The 23,352-nt window shown below is 73.0% G+C and carries 23 protein-coding genes; 13 read left to right on the plus strand and 10 right to left on the minus strand.

Features of this window, described 5'->3' with window-relative positions:
* Positions 1 to 6 precede the first annotated feature (6 nt).
* The 4 genes from IC607_RS16645 to IC607_RS16660 form a co-directional block, all read right to left on the minus strand.
* Positions 7 to 870: an amino acid ABC transporter permease gene (locus IC607_RS16645; protein WP_191788537.1), complete on the minus strand. Its 864-nt coding sequence runs from the start codon at positions 868 to 870 to the stop codon at positions 7 to 9.
* Positions 867 to 1,556, minus strand: coding sequence for an amino acid ABC transporter permease (locus IC607_RS16650; protein WP_191788538.1), 690 nt, complete (start codon positions 1,554 to 1,556; stop codon positions 867 to 869). The genes IC607_RS16645 and IC607_RS16650 overlap by 4 nt, the downstream gene beginning before the upstream one ends.
* A 92-nt stretch (positions 1,557 to 1,648) precedes the next feature.
* Positions 1,649 to 2,497 (minus strand): glutamate ABC transporter substrate-binding protein, encoded by an 849-nt coding sequence (locus IC607_RS16655; RefSeq protein ID WP_370526341.1) that lies wholly within the window; start codon positions 2,495 to 2,497, stop codon positions 1,649 to 1,651.
* Positions 2,498 to 2,549: 52 nt separating this feature from the next.
* Positions 2,550 to 3,332 (minus strand): amino acid ABC transporter ATP-binding protein, encoded by a 783-nt coding sequence (locus IC607_RS16660; protein ID WP_191788539.1) that lies wholly within the window; start codon positions 3,330 to 3,332, stop codon positions 2,550 to 2,552.
* 150 nt (positions 3,333 to 3,482) lie between these two features.
* Between IC607_RS16660 and miaB the strand changes: the two genes are divergently transcribed.
* Together miaB and IC607_RS16670 are read left to right on the plus strand one after the other, a co-directional pair.
* Complete coding sequence (gene miaB / locus IC607_RS16665; RefSeq protein ID WP_191788540.1) at positions 3,483 to 5,024, plus strand: tRNA (N6-isopentenyl adenosine(37)-C2)-methylthiotransferase MiaB; 1,542 nt, start codon at positions 3,483 to 3,485, stop codon at positions 5,022 to 5,024.
* Between the two features lie 66 nt (positions 5,025 to 5,090).
* Positions 5,091 to 6,572, plus strand: a complete 1,482-nt coding sequence (locus tag IC607_RS16670) for an NYN domain-containing protein (RefSeq protein ID WP_191788541.1) — start codon at positions 5,091 to 5,093, stop codon at positions 6,570 to 6,572.
* A 9-nt stretch (positions 6,573 to 6,581) separates the two neighbouring features.
* On the opposite strand, the gene IC607_RS16675 is transcribed toward IC607_RS16670, so the two are convergent.
* Positions 6,582 to 7,103, minus strand: a complete 522-nt coding sequence (locus tag IC607_RS16675) for a YbjN domain-containing protein (RefSeq protein ID WP_191788542.1) — start codon at positions 7,101 to 7,103, stop codon at positions 6,582 to 6,584.
* Positions 7,100 to 7,690 (minus strand): YbjN domain-containing protein, encoded by a 591-nt coding sequence (locus tag IC607_RS16680; RefSeq protein ID WP_191788543.1) that lies wholly within the window; start codon positions 7,688 to 7,690, stop codon positions 7,100 to 7,102. Before IC607_RS16680 ends, IC607_RS16675 begins: the two co-directional genes overlap by 4 nt.
* Positions 7,691 to 7,818: 128 nt before the next feature.
* Between IC607_RS16680 and IC607_RS16685 the strand changes: the two genes are divergently transcribed.
* From IC607_RS16685 to IC607_RS16705, 5 genes are read left to right on the plus strand one after another with little or no spacing between them, the layout of a single operon-like run.
* Positions 7,819 to 8,352 carry a YbjN domain-containing protein gene (locus IC607_RS16685; RefSeq protein ID WP_191788544.1) on the plus strand — a complete coding sequence of 178 codons (534 nt, stop codon included), beginning with the start codon at positions 7,819 to 7,821 and terminating at the stop codon, positions 8,350 to 8,352.
* On the plus strand, positions 8,352 to 9,128 hold the full coding sequence (locus IC607_RS16690; protein WP_191788545.1) for a hypothetical protein: 777 nt from the start codon (positions 8,352 to 8,354) through the stop codon (positions 9,126 to 9,128). The genes IC607_RS16685 and IC607_RS16690 overlap by 1 nt, the downstream gene beginning before the upstream one ends.
* Complete coding sequence (miaA, locus tag IC607_RS16695; RefSeq protein WP_191788546.1) at positions 9,125 to 10,081, plus strand: tRNA (adenosine(37)-N6)-dimethylallyltransferase MiaA; 957 nt, start codon at positions 9,125 to 9,127, stop codon at positions 10,079 to 10,081. Before IC607_RS16690 ends, miaA begins: the two co-directional genes overlap by 4 nt.
* Positions 10,078 to 11,055, plus strand: a complete 978-nt coding sequence (gene dapF, locus IC607_RS16700) for a diaminopimelate epimerase (protein WP_191788547.1) — start codon at positions 10,078 to 10,080, stop codon at positions 11,053 to 11,055. Before miaA ends, dapF begins: the two co-directional genes overlap by 4 nt.
* Positions 11,052 to 11,408 (plus strand): thioredoxin family protein, encoded by a 357-nt coding sequence (locus IC607_RS16705; RefSeq protein ID WP_191788548.1) that lies wholly within the window; start codon positions 11,052 to 11,054, stop codon positions 11,406 to 11,408. The genes dapF and IC607_RS16705 overlap by 4 nt, the downstream gene beginning before the upstream one ends.
* Before the next feature lie 7 nt (positions 11,409 to 11,415).
* On the opposite strand, the gene IC607_RS16710 is transcribed toward IC607_RS16705, so the two are convergent.
* A complete protein-coding gene (locus IC607_RS16710) occupies positions 11,416 to 12,018 on the minus strand; it encodes a class I SAM-dependent methyltransferase (protein ID WP_191788549.1) in 603 nt (200 codons plus the stop codon).
* A 242-nt stretch (positions 12,019 to 12,260) separates the two neighbouring features.
* Between IC607_RS16710 and hflX the strand changes: the two genes are divergently transcribed.
* From hflX to IC607_RS16725, 3 genes are all read left to right on the plus strand, one after another.
* On the plus strand, positions 12,261 to 13,766 hold the full coding sequence (gene hflX / locus IC607_RS16715) for a GTPase HflX (protein ID WP_191788643.1): 1,506 nt from the start codon (positions 12,261 to 12,263) through the stop codon (positions 13,764 to 13,766).
* Between the two features lie 100 nt (positions 13,767 to 13,866).
* Positions 13,867 to 15,957: an ATP-dependent DNA helicase gene (locus tag IC607_RS16720; protein ID WP_191788550.1), complete on the plus strand. Its 2,091-nt coding sequence runs from the start codon at positions 13,867 to 13,869 to the stop codon at positions 15,955 to 15,957.
* A 52-nt stretch (positions 15,958 to 16,009) separates the two neighbouring features.
* Entirely contained in the window at positions 16,010 to 17,011 is a 1,002-nt protein-coding gene (locus IC607_RS16725) for an L-lactate dehydrogenase (RefSeq protein ID WP_191788551.1), read from the plus strand.
* Positions 17,012 to 17,077: 66 nt separating this feature from the next.
* On the opposite strand, the gene lexA is transcribed toward IC607_RS16725, so the two are convergent.
* The gene (gene lexA, locus IC607_RS16730) at positions 17,078 to 17,827 is read right to left on the minus strand and encodes a transcriptional repressor LexA (RefSeq protein ID WP_370526342.1); all 750 of its coding nucleotides are present in this window, start codon (positions 17,825 to 17,827) and stop codon (positions 17,078 to 17,080) included.
* 251 nt (positions 17,828 to 18,078) lie between these two features.
* Between lexA and IC607_RS16735 the strand changes: the two genes are divergently transcribed.
* From IC607_RS16735 to IC607_RS16745, 3 genes are all read left to right on the plus strand, one after another.
* Positions 18,079 to 18,474: a LysM peptidoglycan-binding domain-containing protein gene (locus IC607_RS16735; protein WP_191788552.1), complete on the plus strand. Its 396-nt coding sequence runs from the start codon at positions 18,079 to 18,081 to the stop codon at positions 18,472 to 18,474.
* Positions 18,475 to 18,809: 335 nt separating this feature from the next.
* The gene (gene nrdR / locus IC607_RS16740; protein ID WP_191788553.1) at positions 18,810 to 19,301 is read left to right on the plus strand and encodes a transcriptional regulator NrdR; all 492 of its coding nucleotides are present in this window, start codon (positions 18,810 to 18,812) and stop codon (positions 19,299 to 19,301) included.
* 132 nt (positions 19,302 to 19,433) lie between these two features.
* Positions 19,434 to 19,622 carry a DUF5302 domain-containing protein gene (locus IC607_RS16745; RefSeq protein ID WP_191788554.1) on the plus strand — a complete coding sequence of 63 codons (189 nt, stop codon included), beginning with the start codon at positions 19,434 to 19,436 and terminating at the stop codon, positions 19,620 to 19,622.
* A 120-nt stretch (positions 19,623 to 19,742) separates the two neighbouring features.
* On the opposite strand, the gene serA is transcribed toward IC607_RS16745, so the two are convergent.
* On the minus strand, positions 19,743 to 20,942 hold the full coding sequence (gene serA / locus IC607_RS16750) for a phosphoglycerate dehydrogenase (protein WP_191788555.1): 1,200 nt from the start codon (positions 20,940 to 20,942) through the stop codon (positions 19,743 to 19,745).
* Positions 20,943 to 21,001: 59 nt separating this feature from the next.
* A complete protein-coding gene (locus IC607_RS16755) occupies positions 21,002 to 23,257 on the minus strand; it encodes an AAA family ATPase (RefSeq protein ID WP_370526343.1) in 2,256 nt (751 codons plus the stop codon).
* Positions 23,258 to 23,352 lie beyond the last annotated feature (95 nt).

Consider the following 23,352-nt stretch of genomic DNA (forward strand, 5'->3'; position numbering starts at 1 on the left):
CGACCCTCAGCCCCTTCCCACGTCCACGGTCAGCGCAGGCGCGGCCGCCGACGTCCTGCCGGCCGTCCGACCACCCAGGCGACGTGCCAGCAGCGACGCGAGCCGTGTCAGCGCGTAGTTGATCACGATGAAGATCAGCGCTGCGACGACGAGCGACTGCAGGATGTTCCCGTTGCCGGCTCCCACGCGCCGCGCGGCGTCGAGCAGCTCGGGGTACGTCACGATGTAGCCGAGCGCGGTGTCCTTGAGGATCACGACGAGCTGGCTCGCGATCGCCGGGAGCATCGCGATGAGCGCCTGCGGCACCTCGATGGCGCGCAGCGACTGGCCGCGCCGCAGCCCGACTGCGTAGGCAGCCTCACGCTGCCCGCGCGGCAGGTTGTGCACCCCGGACCGCACGAGCTCGGCGAACACGGATCCGTTGTACAGCGTCAGCCCGGCGACGACGGCCACGAGCGGGACGTCCTGCGGGGAGACGAGCTTGAGCTGGTTCAGGCCCAGGTAGAAGAAGATCATCATGAGCAGCACGGGGACCGCCCGGAAGAACTCCACGACGAGACCCGCGACGAAGCGGACGGTGCGGGACCGCGAGAGCCGGCCCAGCCCGAAGACGAGCCCGAAGATGCCGGCGGCCACGATCGACAGGGCGGCCGCTTCGAGCGTGCCCTTCAAGCCCGGCAGCAGATAGTCCGTCCACGTGCTCGCCTGGACGAACGGCTTCCAGAGCGATGCGGCGAGCTGCCCCTTCTCGGCGAGGCGCAGCAGGACGAAGACGCCGATGCCGGCCACGACGAGCGTCGCGGCGATGTTGATCCAGACCATCCGCCGGCGTCCGCGTGGCCCGGGGGCGTCGAACAGGACGTCGCTCATCGGGCCACCGCCCACCGACGCGAGAGTGCCGTGGTCGCCAGGCCCACCGGGACCACGATCACGACGAACCCGAGCGCAAACACCAGGAAGATCCCGAGGATGACGCTCGAGCTGTTCTCGATCATCTCCCGCATCAGCCCCGACGCCTCGGCGACCGAGCCGGCGGCGGCGACCGTCGAGTTCTTGATGAGAGCGATGAGCACGTTGCCGAGCGGTGCGACCGCGCCGCGGAACGCCTGCGGCAGGATCACGAGCCGTGCGGTCGGCCAGAAACCGAGGCCGATCGCACGTGCCGCCTCGGCCTGGCCTCGCGGGACGGTGTTGACCCCGGACCGGATCGCCTCGCACACGAACGCGGCGTGGTAGACGGCCAGGCCCAGCACGGAGAGCCGGAAGAAGTTGGTGGGGAAGTCCGGGCCGAGCGTGAAGCCGAGCTGCCCCCACATCCCGAGGACGAAGAACACGATGATGATGGTCAGCGGCGTGTTGCGCAGCAGCGTCACGTAGGTGCTGCCGGCCCAGCGCAGGCTCGGCACGGGGGAGATGCGCATCAGCGCGAGCAGCGTGCCGAGCACGAGCGCGATGATCCCGGCGTAGACCGTGAGCTGGATGTTCACCCAGAACGCGGCCAGCACGTCGTACTGGCCGAGCACGGTTCCGAGGTCGTCGAGATAGCCGCTGTGCACCGGCGCTCCTTGTCTCGAGAGGGCGTCCCGGCGTGCGGGACGGGTCACCGCCCGGGGTCGTGACCGGCGCGGTCACGACCCCGGACGGGTCGTCAGCTGCAGGCGGCCGGCGTGGGCGGGTTCAGCTCCTCGTTCGCCTTGTAGCCCGACGCCCCGACGTTCTTGTCGAGGAGCTCCTGCCACGTGCCGTCGTCGATCATCGCCTTGATGGCGGTGTTGATGTCCTCGCACTTGTCGCTGTCCTTGGGCAGGCCGACGCCGTAGTTCTCCTCGGAGAACGGGTTGCCGACCACCTTGACCTTGCCCTTGTTGGCAGGCAGGGACGCGAGGCCGGCCAGGATGATGTCGTCCGTCGTGACGGCGTCCACCTGACCCGCGACGAGCGCGGTGACGCACTCCGAGTAGCCCGGCTGCTCGAGCAGCTGTGTGCCCTGCGCGTAGTCGTCCTTGATGCGCTGCGCGGACGTGGAGCCGGTCACCGAGCACAGGTTCTTGCCCTCGAGGTCCTCCGGTCCGGTGATCGAGGTGTCGTCGGCCGCCACGAGGAGGTCCTGGCCGGCGACGAAGTACGGGCCGGCGAAGGAGACGACCTTCTTGCGGTCGTCGGTGATCGAGTAGGTCGCGAAGATCATGTCGACCTGGCCGCCGCTCAGCATCGACTCCCGCTGGGCCGACGGCGACTGGACGAACTCGATGTCGCCCTCGTCGTACCCGAGCTTGCCGGCGACGTACGTCGCGACGTCGACGTCGAACCCCGTGTAGCTGCTGCCGTCCTGGAAGCCGAGCCCCGGCTGGTCGAACTTGATGCCGATCCGGATCTTCCCGCTGCCCCCGCTGCTGTTGTCGTCGCTCGAGCTGTCGTCGTCGCTCGAGCACCCGCCCAGGGCGAGCGCGCCCGCCGCGAGCAGTGCAGGTGCCAGTAGTCCTCGTCGCATGGTCATCCCTCTCGTGTGGTGTCGGTACCGGTCGTCCATCAGCGGTCTCGTGCGGCTCTCAGTGGGTCAGGATCTTGGACAGGAAGTCGCGGGCGCGTGCGCTGCGCGGTGCGGTGAAGAAGGTCTCGGGGTCGGCCTCCTCGACGATCTGGCCGCCGTCCATGAACACCACCCGGTGGGCCGCGCGGCGGGCGAAGCCCATCTCGTGCGTGACGACGATCATCGTCATGCCCTGCTCGGCGAGGGAGACCATGACGTCGAGGACCTCGTTGATCATCTCGGGGTCGAGCGCGGAGGTCGGCTCGTCGAAGAGCATGACCTGCGGGTCCATCGCCAGTGCGCGGGCGATGGCGACGCGCTGCTGCTGGCCGCCGGAGAGCTGCGCGGGCAGCTTGTCGGCCTGGTTGGCGACGCCCACGCGTTCGAGCAGCGCCGTCGCCTGCTCCCTGGCCTGCGACCGGGAGGCGCCCTTGACCTTCCTCGGGCCGAGCGTGACGTTGTCGAGCACCGAGCGGTGCGCGAAGAGGTTGAACGACTGGAACACCATCCCGACGTCGGCTCGGAGCCGGGCCAGCGCCCGACCCTCCTCGGGCAGGGGCGTCCCGTCGATCGTGATGGTCCCGGAGTCGATCGTCTCGAGGCGGTTGATGGTCCGGCAGAGCGTCGACTTGCCGCTCCCGGACGGGCCGATCACGACGACGACCTCGCCCCGGTGCACGGTGAGGTTGACGTCCTGCAGGACGTGCAGCTCGCCGAAGTGCTTGTCGACGTGCTCGAGCACGACGAGGGGGTCCCCGACGGAACGCGTCGACGGGTCGGTCTGCACCTCGAGATCGGCCATTTGATGACGTTAGGGGGGAATGTCCGACAAGGCGACCCCTGAACTGCCATCAACGCACATTCGTTCGGTCACGAATCGGTCACGAGCCCGTGCGACGGGGTTCGCCTGCCCGGTCCGGCGCCGAGCATGCGGGTCGTACCCTTGACGGTGATGTCCACGATCCTCGCCCCCTCGACGACGCCGACCGAGCCCGTCGTCGCCGCGCCGCGCACCTACCTCGTCAAGACGCTCGGCTGCCAGATGAACGTGCACGACTCCGAGCACATGGCCGGCATGCTCGAGCAGGCGGGGTACGTCCCGGCCAGCGCGCAGGACGCGGCCGACGAGGCCGCGGACGTCATCGTCATCAACACGTGCGCGGTGCGCGAGAACGCGTCCGACAAGCTCTACGGCAACCTGGGCCGCCTCGCGGGCACCAAGCGCGAGCGCCCCGGCATGCAGATCGCCGTGGGCGGCTGCCTGGCGCAGAAGGACCGCACGGGCATCGTCGAGCGCGCCCCCTGGGTCGACGTCGTCTTCGGGACGCACAACCTCGACGTGCTCCCGGTGCTGCTCGAGCGCGCACGGCACAACGAGGCCGCCCAGGTGGAGATCGCGGAGTCCCTGCAGGTGTTCCCCAGCACGCTGCCGACCCGACGCGAGTCCGTCTACGCAGGCTGGGTGTCCATCAGCGTGGGCTGCAACAACACGTGCACGTTCTGCATCGTGCCGCACCTGCGCGGCAAGGAGCGCGACCGCCGGCCGGGGGAGATCCTCGCGGAGGTCGAGGCGCTCGTCGCCGCCGGGGCGGTCGAGGTGACGCTGCTGGGGCAGAACGTGAACTCCTACGGCGTGGAGTTCGGGGACCGCGGGGCGTTCGCCAAGCTGCTGCGGGCGGTCGGCGCGGTACCGGGGCTCGAGCGCGTGCGGTTCACGTCGCCGCACCCCGCAGCGTTCACGGACGACGTCATCGACGCCATGGCGAGCACGCCGACCGTGATGCCGCAGCTCCACATGCCGTTGCAGTCCGGGTCCGACCGGATCCTGCGCGCCATGCGCCGCTCGTACCGCAGCGAGAAGTTCCTCGGCATCCTGGACCGCGTCCGCGAGCGGATGCCCGACGCCGCCATCACGACGGACGTCATCGTCGGGTTCCCCGGGGAGACCGAGGAGGACTTCGCCGAGACGCTGCGCGTGGTCGAGGCGTCGCGCTTCGCATCCGCGTTCACCTTCCAGTACTCGCCGCGTCCCGGGACCCCCGCGTTCGACCTGCCCGACCAGCTGCCGAAGGCCGTCGTCCAGGCGCGCTACGAGCGCCTGCACGCCCTGCAGCAGCGGATCTCGCTCGAGGAGAACCAGGCGCAGGTCGGCCGGGTCGTCGAGGTGCTCGTCGCCGAGACCGAGGGACGCAAGGATGACGTGACGTCGCGCCTGACCGGCCGTGCCGCGGACAACCGCCTGGTCCACTTCGCCGTGCCCGCGGGGCAGACGCCGCGCCCGGGTGACCTCGTCACGGTCGAGGTCACGCACGCCGCCCCGCACCACCTGGTCGCGGACGGTGCGGTGTTCGCGGTACGCCGCACGCGAGCGGGCGACGCGTGGGAGGCGCGCGGGTCCGGTGCGGCCGACGACGACCACGGTCACGGCGGCGGCTGCGGCACACCCGGGCCCGCGGGACCCGTCGTGCTGGGCCTGCCGACGACGCGACGCTGACGACCGGCGTGCGCGTCCACCCGGGTCGCGCGGGTGCTCGGGGCCGCCGTCGGGCACGATGAGGTCGTGACCACCACCACCGAGCCCGTCCGCCGGCTGCGCAGCGCGCTGTTCGTCGACTTCGACAACGTCTACCTGGGGCTGCAGCGCATCGACCCCGAGGCTGCCGAGCTGTTCGCGACCGAGCCGGGTCAGTGGCTCGACCGGCTCGAGCACGGCGTCGACGCCGACGGTGCCTTCCAGCGCCGGTTCCTGGTGCGCCTGTGCTACCTCAACCCGGCGCCGTTCTCGCGGTTCCGGCCGAACTTCCTGCGCGCGGGCTTCCGCGTGATCGACTGCCCGTCGCTGACCCAGCAGGGCAAGAGCAGCGCCGACATCTACCTGGTCCTGGACGCCGTGGACGCGCTCGGTGGCGACACGCACTTCGACGAGTTCGTCATCGCGTCCGCCGACGCCGACTTCACGCCGCTGGCCCTGCGCTGTCGAGCCGCCGACCGTCGGGTCTCCATCATCACCGCCGGCCCGGTGGCGGGCGCGTACCGGTCGGTCGCTGACACCGTCGTGACGGCCGACGAGCTCGCCGAGCTGGTCTCGCCCGAGCGCGGCGGCGACCACGGCGACGAGGCGAACGGGGCGGACGCGGACGGCACGGAGGCGGACGCGGCGCGCGCCCGCGCGTCGGCCGCGACAGGGTCGCTCGCCTCGGCGGGGGCGGATGCTGCGCCCGCGGCTCAGCAGCGGACGGCCGGAGGTCGTCGCGCGACCAAGGCGGCGGGCGCGACGTCGACCGCCGCGGTCAAGGGAGCGCCGAAGGCGGACGTGGCCCCGGCGAAGGAGAGGACCGCCGACGCCAAGGGGGCGGCCGCGCCGCGGGCCCGCGCCGCCCGCGCCAAGGCCCAGCCCACCCCGAAGGCGTCCAAGGCCCGGCAGATGGTCCTGCAGCGGGTGCAGACGTCGGTGCGCCCGCTGCACGCGTCGACCGTCGCCCAGGTCGCGCAGGCGGCGGACGACCAGCTGACGTCGAGCTCGTGGGACGGAGCGGGCAGCTTTCTTTCCTGGCTGGCGCGGGAGGTGCCCGAGGCTGCGTCCGCGACCAAGCCCGCACCCGGCTGGGTGTGGGACCCCACCCGGTTCGGGGAGGCCGACCTGCCCAAGCCCGGTGGTCAGGTCGACTCGGCCGTGATCTCGCGCCAGGTCGTCGCCGTCACGGATACCCCCGGCCTCACCACCGCGCAGTACGGCACCGTGCTGCGCGAGCTCGCGGCCGACGTCGCCCGCCAGCCGTTCGACCGCGCCGCGACCTCCCGGCGGGTCCGTGAAGCGTGCCAGGCCGCCGGGACGCCGGTGGGTCGCGCTTCGGTGAACGTCGTCCTCGGCGGCATCGCGTTCGCGGGCCTGGACCTGTCGTCGGCGCCCACGGCCGAGCAGTGCGCCAAGGCGTGGGCCGACAACGTCATCGGGCTGTGCCGCGGCGCGCGGATGGAGCTGTCGCACCAGGACGAGGCCGCGATCCGCGCCTGGGTGGGCGGCGGGCTGATCGACGGCTGACCGCGCGCGTCAGTTGTCCGGCACGTCCGGGGGCAGCGCGTCGTCGCCCGGCATGAGGGCGTCCATGGACGTGAACAGCTGCACGCCGGTCCCCAGCCCGCAGGCCAGCACCTGCGCGAGCTGGTGGTCGCTCGCGCCGGGCTCGAAGTCGGCGGACACCTCGGAGTACAGGGCGAGCATGCCCTCCTCCTCGCGGACGTACGCCTTGGGCCAGATGCGCTCGCGGTTCCAGTCGTTGAGGGCCAGCGAGACGGCACCGCGCTGCTCGAGCGGCAGCGACCGGTTCCACCGCCCGCGCACCTGGACGATCTCGTCGGCCTCGCCGAGCAGCAGGAACCAGAACCGGTTCCCGTCCCACGTGCCTGTCAGGTCGCCGTCGTCGTCCACCACGAACCGGTAGTCGCGCTCGAGCAGGTACTCGCCGATCCGGTCCCGCGTGACCGAGCGCACGGGGTCGTCGTCGTCGGGCACGGATTTGGCCGGCTTGGGCAGGCCGCCCAGGACGCGCAGCAGCCACCCGGGCCCGCTCACGGGGCCGCTCCCGCGGGGTCGGGGTACCGCTCGTCGAGCGCGTCGAAGAACATGCTGCCCGTGGACAGGCCGCAGTAGAGCATCTGGCTCAGCTGCGCGTCGTTCGCGCCGTGCTCCAGGTCGGTCGCCACCTCGGACACCACGTGGACGCGCCCGTTGTCGCGCACCCGCACATATGCCTTGGGCCAGATGCGGTCCGCGTTCCACTCGTTGCAGATGTCCAGCACCTCCTCGAGGCGCTCGATCGCGATCTCCCGGTGCCACTGGCCGCGGATCTGCAAGATCTCCGACTTCTCCCCGAAAAGGAAGAAGTAGAAGAGCCGACCTCGCCACAGCCCGCCCAGGTCCCCGTCGTTGTCGACGAAGTAGCTGAACTGGTTGTCGGTCATCCAGGACGCGATGCGGGCGGGCGTGACCGGTGCCGGGTTGTCGGCGGCTTCCTCCGCGACGCCCAGCTCCTTGGCGAGCAGCTCGGCGACCTTGTCGTGCAGGTCGGCGTCGCTCGGCTCCGGCTGGACGGCGGCGGGCGCGGGCGCAGGCCTGCCCCGTCGCCACCACCGCCGCGAGCGGTCCTGGTTCGAGGCCATGCGCCGAGACTACCCGCCGCGTCCGACACGAGCGTGGGTGCGTCCGGTGCGAGACGGGTGCGCCGACGGCGCGCCGCGCGGTTAGGGTCAGGGGGCACGGACGACGACGACCCGAACGGTGACCCGACATGAGCAACTTCGACCCCGCAGCCCTGCCCGCGGCGGCCTTCGAGCCCCTGAACGAGCCCGCAGGGCCGATGGCCGATCTCCCGCAGGTCAGCCGGGAGCGCATCGCGGCGATCCTCGACGCGCGGGGCTACAAGTACGGCATCGACGCGGACGGCGACCTCGGCGGCCGCTGGGACGACCACGTCTTCTTCTTCCTGCTGCTCGGCAAGGACTCGGAGTACCTGCAGGTGCGCGGCCGCTGGGCCCGGACGGTCCCCACCGACGAGCTCGGGCAGGTCTTGGTGCTCGTCAACGAGTGGAACGCCGACCGCATCTGGCCCAAGGTCTACGCGCGCCTCGAGAACGACGCGGTGGCCGTCTACACCGAGCACTCGGTCGACTACGAGCCCGGGCTGACCGACCGCCAGCTCGACCAGCACCTGGGCTGCGCAATCTCGACGTCCCTCGCGTTCTTCGGCGCTCTCGACGAGCGCTACCCGGAGGCCGTCGCGGAGTCCAAGGCCGAGATCGCCCGGATGTCAGCCGAGCAGTAGTGCTGGTCGCTGCCGCTCTCGTCCCGGACACCGCGCTGCTCGTACCGGGCGCCGGTGGACGGGCTGATGCCGGCGCCGGTCTGCGTACCGCCGCGCTCGCGGTGGTCGGTGCGGCCCTCGACCGGCTCCGGACGGCCGACGACGTGTCCGACGGCACGGTCGTCGTCGTCGCGCCCGGGCGCCGGACCCGCGAGCTCACGGGGACGGTCGTCGGCTCGCTGCAGGCAGCGGGGGTGCCCGACGACCTGCTGGGCTGGCCCGCGCCGACGTTCCAGGCGCTCGACGGCCCCCCCACGCAGGAGGCTGTCGGTGTGTCCGCGGCCGTCGCGCTGCACCTGCTCGCGCGGGCGGGGTGGAGATCGCCGCTGCGGGTCGTCGAGGTCGACGACGGTCCAGCAGACGACGACGCAGGCGACGCCGACGTCGCCGACCTCACGGCGCGGGGGGCGGCGCTCGTCGCCGACCGGCCCACGGTGCTCGTCGTCGTCGGGTCCGGCAGCGGCAGGCACGGCCCGGACGCGCCGCTGGCCGACGACCCGGACGCGCCCGCGTACGACGCCGACGTGCTGGCCGAGCTCGGGTCCGGGACGCCCGACGCGCTCGATCGTCTGCGCGCGCTCGACCCCGCACGGGCCCGCGCGCTCGCGGTGACGGGCCGGGCTCCGTGGCAGGTGCTCGTCGGTGCCGTCGGCGCCCGGTCCGTGACCGCGCACCTGGAGACCGCCGAGGTCGCCGCCGGGGCCCAGCACGCGGCGCTGCGGTGGGTGATCGCATGAGCCTCGTCGTCGCGCTCGTGGGGCCCACGGCGACCGGGAAGTCGGACCTCGGCCTCGCGCTCGCGCACGCGCTGGGTGGTGAGGTCGTCAACACCGACGCCATGCAGCTGTACCGCGGCATGGACATCGGCACGGCCAAGCTGCCCGTCGGCGAGCGGGAGGGCGTCACACACCACCTGCTCGACGTGCTGGACCCGCACGAGGACGCCTCCGTCGCCGACTACCAGGCGCTGGCCCGCGCTGCGCTGCGCGACATCGACGGACGGGGTGCGCGCGCCGTGGCCGTCGGTGGTTCGGGGCTCTACGTCCGGGCGCTGCTCGACCACATGGAGTTCCCGGGCACCGACGCGGACGTCCGCGCGGCGCTCGAGGCGCGCGTCGAGGCCGAGGGGGCGCGGGCGCTGCACGCGGAGCTCGCGCGGCTGGACCCGGTCGCCGCGGCGGGGATAGGGCCGCGCAACGCGCGCCGGACCGTGCGCGCCCTCGAGGTCATCCAGCTCACGGGCCGGCCGTACTCGGCGTCGCTGCCGCAGCACGTGTACGAGGTGCCCGCCGTCCAGATCGGGCTCGACTGCGACCGGGCGACGCTCGACGCGCGGATCGAGCAACGTGTCGAGCGCATGTGGGAGGCCGGCCTCGTCGCGGAGGTGGAGCGCCTGATGGCAGCCGGTCTCGGGCGGACCGCGTCGCGTGCAGTCGGCTACGCCGAGGTCATCGCGATGCTGGACGGCACCTTGACGGCGCAGGAGGCGCGCGCGGCGACGGCGGCGGGCACGCGCCGGCTGGCCCGCAAGCAGATGGGCTGGTTCGGTCGTGACCCGCGCGTGCACTGGCTCGACGCGCAGGACCCGGAGGTGGTGGGGCGGGCGCTGGAGCTCGTCGCCCGGGCCGACGACGGGACGCTGGGGCTCGCCACCGACGACCCCGCGCCGCGCCGTACCCTGGGGTCATGACCGCCGCCACCACCGCGACGCTGCCCGACGCGACCGTGCCGGACGTCAGCACGCTCGCCGTCACCAAGGGCCACGGCACGCAGAACGACTTCGTCCTGCTCGACGACCGCGACGCGACGCTCGACCTGACCGCGGACCTCGTGCGCCGGCTTGCGGACCGACGCGCCGGACTCGGCGGTGACGGCGTCGTCCGGGTGGTCGCGACGGCCGCGCTGCCCGAGGGCGCCGGGATCCTCGTCGCCGAGCCCGCCGCCCGCTGGTTCATGGACTACCGCAACGGCGACGGCTCGGTCGCGGAGATGTGCGGCAACGGGGTACGCGTGTTCGCGGCCTACCTCGTCGACCTCGGGCTCTGGGACGGCACCGGCGAGCTGGCGATCGGCACGCGTGCCGGGGTGCGTCGCGTACGCCGGGTCCCGGCCGTCGACGGGGACGGCGACGAGCCGTGGTACGCGGTCGACATGGGTGTGTGGTCGCTGCCCGGCGGTCCTGCGGCCGTCGAGGCGGGGTTCGACGCCGAGGTCCACGTCCACGGGCTCGACGTGGTGCGGCCCGCGCTGAGCGTGGACGTCGGCAACCCGCACAGCGTGCTGGTCGTCGGCGACGACGAGCTCGAGGCGGCGGACCTGACGCGTGCGCCCGTCGTGAGCCCGACACCGCCCGCCGGCACCAACGTCGAGCTCGTCGTCCCGCTCGGCGAGTCCGAGGCGGGTGGCGTGTCCGTGGGGCGGATCCGGATGCGCGTGCACGAGCGCGGGGTGGGGGAGACCCGCTCGTGCGGCACGGGTGCGGTCGCGGCCGCGATGGCCGTGCGGACGTGGGCCGGTGCGGGTGCGCCCGACGTCTGGCTCGTCGACGTCCCGGGGGGCACGGTCCGCGTGTCCGCGCTGGCCGACGGCCACGCCGAGCTCGCCGGTCCGGCCGTGCTCGTCGCCGGCGCGCAGGTGGACCTGCGGGCCATCGGCATGCGGTGACGGACCAGGTCGTGTTCGGCGAGGTCCGGCTCGGGCCGGACGAGCTCGGTGTCCCGTTGGGGTCCGCGGCCACGCTGGTCCAGTTCTCGAGCACCTTCTGCCAGCCCTGCCGGATGACCCGGCTGGTGCTGGAGCGCGCGGCCTCGACCGCGGCCGACGTCGCGTACGTCGACCTGGACGTCGCGGACCACCTGGCTCTCGGCGAACGGCTGGACGTCACGGTGACGCCGACCGTGCTGGTGCTCGACGCGGCGGGCGTCGTCCGTCACCGCGCCACGGGGACGCCGCGCCTCGCGCAGGTCCGGGCCGCGCTGGACGCGGCGGCCGACAGGGCCGGAGAAGCTCGCGCCTGAGCGCTCGTCAGCGCTGGTCGACGCGCAGGACGCGGAAGCCGCGCGAGCTCGCGACCCGCTCGACCGGCACGGCCAGCTCGGCCGCGATCCACCGTTGCAAGGAGTCCGCGCCCAGGTTCTTGCCGACCACCAGGTAGGCGCACCCGCCGGGTGCCAGGCGCGGCAACCAGCGCAGCAGCAGGGCGTGCAGCGCCTCCTTGCCCACGCGGACCGGTGGGTTGGACCAGATCGCGGCGAACCGCACGTCGTTCGGGACGTGGTCGGGTTGGACCGCGCTCACGTTGTCGAGGCCGAGCGCGGCGGCGTTGCGACGCGTGAGGTCGAGCGCGCGCTCGTTGACGTCGACCGCCCATACCCGGGCGTGCGGAGCCTGCAGCGCCATCGTGAGCGCCATCGGGCCCCAGCCGCAGCCGAGGTCCAGCAGGTCGCCCGCCGGCGGCGGTGGGACCTCCTCGAGGAGCACGGCCGTCGCGTGGTCGAGGTGCGCGGCCGAGAAGACCCCCGCCGCGGTCTCGACGGTGACCGCCCGGCCCGCCAGCTCGACGTCGATGCTGCGGCGCTCGTCGGCCGATGCCGGCTGGGCCGTGAAGTAGTGGTCGTGCGCCGTCATGCGGCGACCCTATCCGGCGGTCGCGGCGCGACGGATCCGGCGGTCGCCGCGCGACGGATCCGGGGGACGTGGGCGCGCGGGTGCACGCCGACGTGCTCGGCCCGCAGCGAAATGGCTTTCCCCGCTCGCACGTGCGTGCGACCCTGGAGGCGTCGCCGGCGCGTCGTCGGCGCATCGCAGCCCGGGCGCACTGCTCGACCAGCAGCCCCGACGAGAGGAAACGCGTGACCGACCCGAAGCCCATCGTCAGCGAGCCGCAGGACGCGCCCGCGTCCCGCACGCCGCAGGAGGTGGCCGACGACGTCGTCGCGCGTGTGCTGGCGCGTGCCGGCACAGCCGTCCAGGCCGGCGGCACGGTCCACTCCTCCTACGACGGCGCGCAGCTCGACCTCGAGGAGCGCACGTCGTTGCGCCGCGTGCGCGGACTGTCCACCGAGCTCGAGGACGTCACCGAGGTCGAGTACCGCCAGCTGCGGCTCGAGAAGGTCGTCCTCGTGGGCCTGTGGGGCGCCGGCACCGTGTACGACGCCGAGGTGTCGCTGCGTGAGCTGGCCGCCCTCGCCGAGACGGCGGGATCGCAGGTCCTGGACGGGATGCTGCAGCGCCGGCGCTCGCCCGACCCCGGGACGTACCTCGGTTCCGGCAAGGCGGCCGAGCTCGCGAGCGTCGTGGCAGCCGTGGGTGCCGACACCGTCGTCGTCGACGGCGAGCTCGCCCCGTCCCAGCGCCGCGCGCTGGAGGACATCGTGCGCGTCAAGGTCGTCGACCGCACCGCCCTGATCCTCGACATCTTCGCCCAGCACGCCAAGTCCCGGGAGGGCAAGGCGCAGGTCGAGCTCGCGCAGCTCGAGTACCTGCTGCCGCGCCTGCGCGGGTGGGGCGAGTCGATGTCCCGCCAGGCCGGTGGCCAGGTCGGAGGCGCCGGGGCCGGCATGGGTTCGCGCGGACCCGGTGAGACGAAGATCGAGCTCGACCGCCGTCGCATCCGCAACCGCATGGCCAAGCTGCGGCGCGAGATCGCCGCCATGGAGCCGGCGCGCATCGCCAAGCGGTCGTCGCGCAAGAAGAACGCGATCCCGTCGGTAGCGATCGCGGGGTACACCAACGCCGGCAAGTCGTCGCTGCTCAACCGGCTCACGAACGCCGGGGTGCTCGTCGAGAACGCGCTGTTCGCCACGCTCGACCCGACGGTCCGGCGCGCCGAGACCACCGACGGACGCGTGTACACGCTCGCGGACACGGTCGGCTTCGTACGCGCGCTGCCGCACCAGCTCGTCGAGGCGTTCCGGTCGACGCTCGAGGAGGTCGCGGACGCGGACCTGCTGCTGCACGTCGTCGATGCCTCGCACCCCGACCCCGAGGGGCAGATCGCGGCCGTCCGGCACGTGTTCGCCGACATCCCGGGGGCCATGGACGTCCCCGAGATCATCGTCCTGAACAAGGCCGACCTGGCGGCGCCCGAGGTCATCGCCCGGCTGCGCTCGCGCGAGGTGCACTCGATCGTCGTCTCCGCGCACAGCGGCGAGGGGATCGCGGAGCTGCAGGACCTGATCGCCGACCAGCTGCCGCGCCCTGGCGTGCTCGTCGACGTCGTCGTGCCCTACGGGCGCGGGGACCTGGTGAGCCGCGTGCACCTGCACGGCGACATCGAGCTCGAGGAGCACATCGGTGAGGGCACGCGGCTGCGCGCCCGGGTCGACGAGGCCCTGGCCGTCGAGCTCGCGGACGTCGCTGTCGCGGCGCTCTGAGCGCTTGCCCGCCGTGGTTGGTGGGGTGCTGTGACGCACGCGTCGGGGGCCCTGTGCGTGGCCGCCGTCGACCGACGCGTCGGCGCACTACGCTGACGCGGTGCCTGCCCCTTCCGACGCCGTGACGCCCGCCGGTGCCGAGGACGAGCCCTCGGTCGACGAGCTCCTCGACCTGGCCGTCGGGACGCTCGGCGGCAGCCGTCGCGACGGCCAGCACCAGATGGCGGTCGCCGTCGCGGCGACCATCACGAACGGCGACCACCTGCTGGTGCAGGCGGGTACCGGCACGGGCAAGTCGCTCGGCTACCTGGTGCCGGCCGTGCGGCACGCGGTCCTGGAGAGCGAGCGCGTCGTCGTCTCCACCGCGACGCTGGCCCTGCAGCGTCAGGTCATGACGCGCGACCTGCCGCTCGTCGCGGACACGCTCGCGCCGCGCCTCCCGCGCAGGCCAGCGATCGCGCTGCTCAAGGGCTGGCACAACTACGTCTGCGTGAACAAGGTCGCGGGCGGGTATCCCGAGGACGAGGGCGCGACCCTGTTCGACCTCGGCGAGCACGCCGGCGCGGCGGACCACCCGCCGGTGGGCGGCGCGGACCGACCGGGCTCAGGAGAGTCTCTCGGTGATCAGGTCGTGCGCGTGCGTGCCTGGGCCGAGGAGACGGACTCGGGCGATCGCGACGACCTCGTTCCCGGTGTGAGCGACCGCGCGTGGCGGCAGGTCTCCGTCACGTCCATGGAGTGCGTCGGGGGCAAGTGCCCGATGCTCGCCGAGTGCTTCCCGGAGAAGGCGCGCGCGCTGGCTCGCGAGGCGGACGTCGTGGTCACGAACCACGCCATGCTCGGCATCGCGGCGTCGGGCTCGCCCAACGTCCTGCCCGAGCACCAGGTCCTCGTCGTGGACGAGGCCCACGAGCTGACCGACCGCGTCACCGCCCAGGCGACGGGTGAGCTGTCGATCGGCAGCATCGAGCACGCGACCCGTCTGGCCCGGCGGCACGGCGGGGTTCCGACGACGGACCTGGACGCCGCCGGCCAGGAGCTCGCGGCCGTCCTGGTCCCGATGCCGGAGGGGCGCCTCGCGCGCGGGCTCCCCGACGACGCGCGGGCGGCCGTCGCCGCGGTGCGCGACGCGGCCCGTACGCTGCTCAGCGTCCTCAAGCCGGACCCCGGCGTGAAGGCCGCGCAACCCGACGGCGGCCTCAAGATGGCGGCGTCGGCGATGCTCGCACTCTTCGAGACCGCCGAGCGGATGGCCGCGGACCCCGAGGACAGTCGGCACACCGTGCTGTGGGTCGCGCGGACCGAGGACCGTCGCGGCAACACCACCACGCGGCTGCACGCCGCACCGCTCGCCGTGAACGGTCTCATCCGCACGCACCTGCTGGCGGGGCGCTCCAGCGTCCTGACGTCGGCCACGCTCGAGCTCGGCGGCTCCTTCGACCCGGTGGCGCGCTCGCTCGGGCTCGAGGTGCGGCCCGACGCGGAGCCTGCTGCGGCCGGCGACGGCGAGGAGGAGCCCCGCGGGCTGAGCTGGCACGGGCTCGACGTCGGCAGCCCGTTCGACTACCGCCGCCAGGGCATCTGCTACGTCGCCCGCCGCCTGCCCCCACCGGGACGTGAGCCCGCCACGGCGGCCCAGCTCGACGAGATCGAGGCTCTCGTCACGGCCGCCGGTGGCCGGACGCTCGGCTTGTTCTCGTCGCGCCGCGCCGCCGCGGCGGCCGCGGAAGCCATGCGGGAGCGGCTCGACGTCCCGGTGCTGCTGCAGGGCGACGACCAGCTGCCGACGCTCGTCGCCCAGTTCGCCGCCGACGAGCCGACCTGCCTGTTCGGGACGCTCTCGTTGTGGCAGGGCGTCGACGTCCCCGGGCGGTCCTGCAGCCTCGTCATCATCGACCGCATCCCGTTCCCCCGACCCGACGACCCGGTGCGTTCAGCACGCGCCGACGCGGTCGGCGCGGCGGGCGGCAACGGCTTCATGGCCGTGTCCGCGACCCACGCGGCCCTGCTCCTCGCCCAGGGCGCGGGCCGCCTGATCCGCAGCACCACCGACCGCGGCGTCGTCGCAGTCCTGGACCCGCGACTGCGCACGGCGCGGTACGGCGAGTTCCTCGCGAGGTCCATGCCCGACTTCTGGCCGACGGTCGACCGGGACGCCGTCCTCGCGGCGCTCGCCCGGCTGAGCGCCTGACCAGCGGCTACCCTGCTAGGGTCCGCCTGGCCCTAGCTCCCTGGGAGTGTCCATGACGCAGCCCGACGACATCGACGAGACGCCGCTGGGCCCGCAGCGCCCGGCGCGCAGGACCTCCAAGCTGGCCATCATCGGAGCCGGAGCCGTCGGGTCCACGATGGCCTACGCCGCGCTCATGCGCGGGGCGGCACGCACGGTCGCCCTGTACGACATCAACAAGGCGAAGGTCGAGGCCGAGGCGCTCGACCTGGGGCACGGCATCCAGTTCATGCCCATGGCCGAGGTGGTGGGTTCCGACGACATCGCCGTGTGCGCCGACGCCGACGTCGTCATGTTCACCGCGGGTGCCAAGCAGAAGCCCGGCCAGACGCGGCTCGACCTCGCCGAGGCGACGATCTCGCTCGTGCGCAAGGTCCTGCCGGCCGTCACCGAGGTCGCGCCGAACGCGACGTACGTCATGGTGACCAACCCCGTCGACGTCGTGACCTATGCGTCGCTCAAGATCACCGGCCTGCCGCCTCACCAGCTCTTCGGCTCGGGGACCGTCCTCGACTCGTCCCGGCTGCGCTATCTCATCGCGCGCCACACCGGCGTGGCCGTGCAGAACGTGCACGCCTACATCGCCGGCGAGCACGGCGACAGCGAGCTGCCGCTGTGGAGCTCTGCCAGCATCGGCGCCGTCCCGCTCATGGAGTGGGAGGGCAGCCACGGGTCGGCACCGTTGACGGCGACGGTCCGCGAGCAGATCGCGCGCGAGGTCGTGGAGTCGGCCTACCGGATCATCGAGGGCAAGGGGGCGACGAACTACGCGATCGCTCTCGCCGGATCACGGATCATCGAGGCCGTCATCAAGGACGAGCAGCGCATCCTGCCCGTCTCGTCCCTGCTGGAGGACTACTACGGCATCAGCGACGTGTGCCTCTCGGTGCCGTCGATCGTCGGTTCGGACGGAGTCGGTGACCGTCTGGCCGTGCCGATGTCCGTCGACGAGCTGTCCGGGATGCGCGCGTCGGCCGACGCCGTCCGCAACGTCGCTCGCTCGTTCGGGTACTGACCCCACCGCCCGGCCACGACCGGGCCACCGTCGCAGTCGCTGACGGTGGCCCGGTCGTCTTGCGTGTCAGAGGCTGCGCAGCACGCTGACGACGCGGCCCAGCACCACGGCGTCGTCGCCGTCGATGGGCGCGTAGGACGCGTTGGCGGGCAGCAGCCAGACGTGGCCGTCGGAGCGGCGCAGCGTCTTGACCGTCGCCTCGCCCTCGATCATGGCCGCGACGATCTCGCCGTTCTCCGCCACCGGCTGGCGGCGCACCACGACCCAGTCGCCGTCGCAGATGGCGGCCTCGATCATCGAGTCGCCGCTGACCTTGAGGAGGAACAGCTCACCGTCCCCGACGAGCTGGCGGGGGAGCGGGAAGACGTCCTCGACGACCTGTTCGGCGAGGATCGGGCCACCGGCGGCGATGCGGCCGACGACGGGGACGTACGACGGTGTGGGAGCGCCGTCCCGCTCGGGTGCGTCGTCGTCCACGAAGGAGGGTGCGCCGGTCTGCCCCGGCTGGCCCCAGGCGCTGACACCGCGGGAGTCGTCGGGGTGCACGACCTCGATGGCCCGGGGCCGGTTGGGGTCGCGGCGCAGGTAGCCCTTGCGCTCGAGCGCCGTGAGCTGGTGCTTGACGCTGGAGGGGCTGTTGAGCCCGACGGCCTCGCCGATCTCCCGCATGCTCGGCGGGTACCCCCGCTGCTCGACCGACGAGCGGATGGTGTCGAGCACCATCCGCTGGCGGGCGGTCAGGCCGTCCGGCCCGGCGGGCGAGTCCGGTAGGGCGTGCACCGTCGCCAGGTCCTGCGTGGACGTCTCGTCGCTCACGGGGAGCCTCTCCTTCGCGGTGCCGTCACGTGCGGCGCCAGTCGTGTCAGCCAGTCGTGTCAGTGGTCGGTGGTGCGCTGTACCCGTGCGGCCACCCTAGGCAAGCACGCACCGGATTTCAAACATCTGTTCGACGAAACGCTCGACACGTGTCGCGGACGGTGATAGAAATCGTACAGACGTTCTACGAACACACGTTCTACCCGCATCGCAGGTGCGACCAGCGGGCAGGCCGAAGACGAGGAGCAGACATGAGCGCGATCGCGATGAGCCCCAGCCTCCGCGGTTCGGGTCGGACGAGCGCGGCCCCCAGGGCGGTCCGTGCTTCCCGGGCCCCGCGCCTGGACGAGCGGGCGCCGCACCTGGCCATCACGCGGCGTGGGCGCGCCGTGCTGGTCGCCCTGGCCCTGGTGCTCGCTCTCGGGGCCGCCTTCGTCGGCGGGCGCGCCGTCGCCGACGCCCCGGCCGCGCCGCAGCGCATGGTCCAGCACGTCGTCGTCGAAGGGGAGACGCTGTGGCAGATCGCCGACGCGGTCACGCCCCGCGGGCAGTCCGTGCGAGAGACGGTGACCGAGCTCGTGCGCGTCAACGGCCTGCCGAGCGACCAGGTGATGGCCGGCCAGACGATCCTGACCCCGTCCCGCTGACGAGCTTGCAGAGGCTTGCGCCGTGGGCTAGGTTAGGCTTACCTCATAAGGGAGCTGGGGGGCTCACCTGAGGTGCGGGAGCCAGGGGTTTGATCTCCCGCTCACCCGCAGCACCACGCGGCGCCGAGGCGAGTCGGCCCGCACTGGACGGGGGCGTCCCTCTCGGGGCGGTCGCTGAAGCGGCCGCCCCGAGTGCTCCCGCCGAGTGCTCCCTTCGAGCGCCCGAGTGCGCAGTGCCTGCCTTGCACGGGCGGCGTGCCGTGGCCTAGCGTCGCGAGGGCCCGGCGTCGACAACGTCGCCGCTCGTGGGGCCACCGACGTGAGAGGGACGATCCGTGCACTGCCCGTTCTGCCGACACCCGGACTCGCGTGTCGTCGACTCGCGGACGTCGGACGACGGTTCGTCCATCCGTCGTCGTCGGCAGTGCCCCAGCTGCACGCGCCGCTTCACGACGGTCGAGACGACGAGCCTCTCGGTGGTCAAGCGCTCGGGTGCGACGGAGCCGTTCAGCCGGGACAAGATCGTCGGCGGTGTCCGCAAGGCCTGCCAGGGGCGCCCGGTGAGCGAGGACGATCTCGCGATCCTGGCGCAGAAGGTCGAGGAGGCGCTGCGGTCCTCGGGCTCCGCGGAGATCGATGCGTACGAGATCGGGCTGGCGATCCTGGGTCCGCTGCGCGAGCTCGACGAGGTGGCGTACCTGCGGTTCGCGAGCGTGTACCAGGCGTTCGAGTCCCTCGAGGACTTCGAGTCGGCCATCAGCGGCCTGCGCGCCGAGCACCAGGACCGGCACGGCACCCGATCCGACGACGAGCCGCCTGCGCTCTGACACGTGCGCGGAGCCTGGTCGGCCCACCGGCCGGCTCGGCGACGGTGGATCTCGCTGGCGCGTCCGCGTGCTGTCGGGAAGGGTGGGGGCCGTGGCTCGCACGTGGGTCACGACGACGACGAAGGAGACGCCATGGCTGACGACGAGAAGGCTGCGACCGTGAGCGAGGACGCGAAGGCCAAGTATCGCGAGGCGCTCGAGCGCAAGAAGGCCACCAGCCACCGCACGGCCGACGGGACGTCGAACACCGGGCAGGTGCACGGCTCCGAGACGGCGGGTCCCTCGCAGCGTCGCTTCCAGCGGAAGTCGGGCTCGGCCTGAGACCAGGCCCCACGGCCGACGAGACGAGGGCGGTGCCCGCGGACAGGATCCGCGGGTACCGCCCTCGTTCGGCGTGGCGTGACCGTCTCGCTCAAGCGCGCAGGAGCGGGACGGTCACGGTCAGGACAGCAGGCGCAGGCGCACGGCCTCGGCCTGCGACGACAGGGCGTCGACGACCGCCTGGTCGACCTTGGACCCGACGTCGGTGACGACGTAGCCGTACTCGCCGCGCGTCGCGAGGAGCTGGGCCTCGATGTTGACGCCGTGCTCGGCGAGCGTGGCGTTGATGCTGGCGAGCACGCCGGGACGGTTGTGGTGCAGGTAGGCGAGGCGGTGCACGTCGGGCCGCTGGTCCAGGGCCACGTTCGGCACGTTGACGGACAGCGTCGTCGAGCCGGTGGCGATGTAGTCGCGGAGCTTCTGCGCGACGAACAAGCCGATGGCCTCCTGGGCTTCCTCGGTCGACCCACCGGTGTGCGGGGTGAGGATGACGTTGGGCAGACCGCGCAGCTCGGACTCGAACGGGTCGCCCTTGCGCTTGGGCTCGACGGGGAACACGTCGACGGCCGCGCCGGACAGGTGCCCCGAGACGATGGCGTCGCGGAGCGCCGCCGGGTCGACGACGAAGCCGCGGGACAGGTTGAGCAGGATCGCGCCCTGCTTCATCTTCGCGATCTGTGTCGCGCCGAAGAAGCCGGCGTTGCCGGGGCGGCCGTCGACGTGCAGCGTGACCACGTCGGCGGTCTCCAGGAGCTCGTCGAGCGAGCCCATCCGGCGGGCGTTGCCGAGGGCCAGCTTCTCGGCCGTGTCGTAGAAGACGACGGACATGCCGAGGTTCTCCGCGAGGACGGACAGCTGCGTCCCGATGTTGCCGTACCCGATGATGCCGAGCGTGCGGCCGCGCACCTCGTGGGCGCCGGTCGCCGACTTGTTCCAGACGCCGTCGTGCATCTGCTTGTCGAACTCGGTGAGACGCCGGGTCAGCGCGATGATCTCGGAGATCGCGATCTCGACGACCGAGCGCGTGTTGGAGAACGGGGCGTTGAAGGTGGCGATGCCGCGGGCTGCCGCGGCCGCGAGGTCGATCTGGTTGGTGCCGATGCAGAACGCACCGATCGCGACCAGGTCGTCGGCCTTCTCGATCACGGACGCGCTGACGTGCGTCTTGGAGCGGATGCCGAGCAGGTGGACGCCGTCGAGCGCCTCGATGAGCTCGGACTCGTCGAGCGCACCCGTGCGGGTGACGACGTCGAATCCGGCGGCCTCGAGGATGGCGCGCGCCTGGGGGTGGAGGTTCTCGAGCAGGAGGGCCTTGAGCACGGGCCCATGGTGCGCCTGTCCGAGTGCCGGGCACAGGCGCGTCCGACACTCGGACACCGTCAGTCGGCGATGCCTGCCGGCAGGTCGGTGGCGTGCACCACGTGCAGCAGGCGGGTGGGGCGGGTCATCGCGACATAGAGGGCGCCCGCGGACTCGGCGAGCAGGTCAGCGGGCTCGACGAGGACCACGGCGTCGAACTCGAGCCCCTTGGACTCCGCGGCCGTGAGCAGCACGAGCGGGGCGTCCAGGTCGGCCGTGCCGGCGCTGGTGATCCCCGGGGCGAGGTCGTGGGCGTGCATCGCGCGGTCGACGACGGCGAGGTCGGCGGCCGCGCAGATGACGGCCACGCGTCCTTCGCCCTCGGCGTCGACGGTCGACGCGACCGCCTGCGCCGCGGCGGAGGCGGCGGCCTCGTCGCGACCGGCCGGCGTGGTGCGCTCGATGCGCAGGGCGTCGGTGACGTCCCGGGCCGACGTCAACGGGCTGATCGGCAGCCCGGCGGCCCGGGCCATCCGGACCGCGGCGTCGGCGACGGCCGCGGGCGTCCGGTAGTTGACGGTCAGCTCACGCAGGCGCCACGAGCCACGCAGCAACGGGTCGAGCATGCGCTCCCAGCTGCGGGCACCGCCGGCGGCGCTCGTCTGCGCGACGTCGCCGACGATGGTCAGCGAGCGCGTCGGGACGCGGCGCAGCAGGACGCGCCACGCCATGGCGGACAGCTCCTGGGCCTCGTCGACCACCACGTGGCCGTAGGTCCACGAGCGGTCAGCGGCAGCGCGTTCGGCCGTCGTCAGGGCGGGTCCGCTCGAGCTGAACCGGTCCGCCAGCAGCTCGGCGGAGACCAAGGCGCCCGCTCCGGTGGACTCGAGCACCTGGCGCGCGTAGGCGACCTCGGTGGCTCGCTGCTGGGCCGCCGCGCGCTCCTGGGCGCGCAGCGCCTGGTCGTCCTCGCCGAGCAGCTCGGCGGCCTCGTCGAGCAGAGGGACGTCGGCCGGCGTCCACGGCGCGTCCGCGTCCCGGGCCAGCAGCGCGCGCTGAGCGGGGGACAGGCCGGGGGCCGCCGCCTCGAGTCGCCAGGGCCGGGAGTACAGGTCGCTGAGCAGCTTCTGGGGGCTCGTCGGCATCCAGGCCAGGTTGAGCGCGACGCGCACGTCGCGGTCCGCGCGCAGCTCGTTGATGATCTCGCCCCGCTCGTCGGGCGGCACGTCCTGGCCGAGCTGGGTGACCCACTGGTCCGCGAGCCGGGCGAGCATGTCGCGGACGAACGTGACGCGGGCCTGGTTGTGGGGGCGGTGGTTGCGTCGGGCGCGGTTGATGGCCGACGCGATGTCGCCCGGGCGGATCACGACGGTCACGCCGTCGATGCGCACGGTGGTCGCCTGCGCGGGGATCCGCTGACGCTGTCTGACGGCGCGGGCGATCACCTCCGCCATCACCGTGCGGCCCTTGAGCTCGGCGACGGCCGGGTCCTCGGCGCCGGTCGCGACGACGCCCGGGACCAGGTCGGCGATGGTCGTCGTGACCACTCCCGTCTCGCCGAGCGACGGGAGCACCTGGTCGATGTACCGCAGGAAGGTGCGGCTGGGGCCGACGAGCAGCACGCCGTTGCGCTCGAGCATGCGGCGGTGCGCGTACAGGAGGTAGGCCGCGCGGTGCAGCGCGACGGCGGTCTTGCCCGTGCCCGGGCCGCCCTGCACGACGAGCGCGCCCGCGAGCTCGGAGCGGATGATCGCGTCCTGCTCGGCCTGGATGGTCGCGACGATGTCGCCCATGCGGCCGGTGCGGCCCGCACGCATGCCGGCGAGCAGCGCGCCCTCGCCGGACAGGCCCGCCAGCCGCTCGTCGGCGTCGTCCGGCGAGCCGTCGGTGAGGACCGACAGGTCGAGCACCTCGTCCTCCACGCCCGTGACCTCGCGGCCGCGCGTCACCACGTGGCGGCGGCGCACGACGCCGTCCGGGTGGGCGGCGGTGGCGCGGTAGAACGACTGCGCCGCGGGCGCGCGCCAGTCCGTCAGCAGCGGCGTCTGCTCGTCGTCCGTCAGACCCATCCGCCCGATGTAACGGCGCGTGTCGTCGTCGAGGTCGACCCGCCCGAACACGAGCCGTTCCTCGACCGCCTCGAGCTGGGCGACGCGGTCCTCGTACAGCGTCGCGAACGCATCGCGCTCGCTGCGGTTCTGGGGCGAGCCCGCCGGGCCCGAGCGCCGCACCTCAGCGAGCCTGGCGCGCGTCGCCCGCCGCAGCTCGTCGAGGCGCCCGTACATGACGTCGACCGTCTTCTGCTCGCCGGCCAGCTCGTCGTTGGTCCCTGCCACGTGCGCGTTCTCCCGTCCACCGACTGCCGTGCGCCACCGCGGGCCACGACGTGGCGCCTGGAGCGGCCGTCCATTATCCGCCATCGGACCAGGTG

It is taken from the genome of Cellulomonas sp. JH27-2 (genome assembly GCF_014837175.1).
Classification (GTDB): domain Bacteria; phylum Actinomycetota; class Actinomycetes; order Actinomycetales; family Cellulomonadaceae; genus Cellulomonas.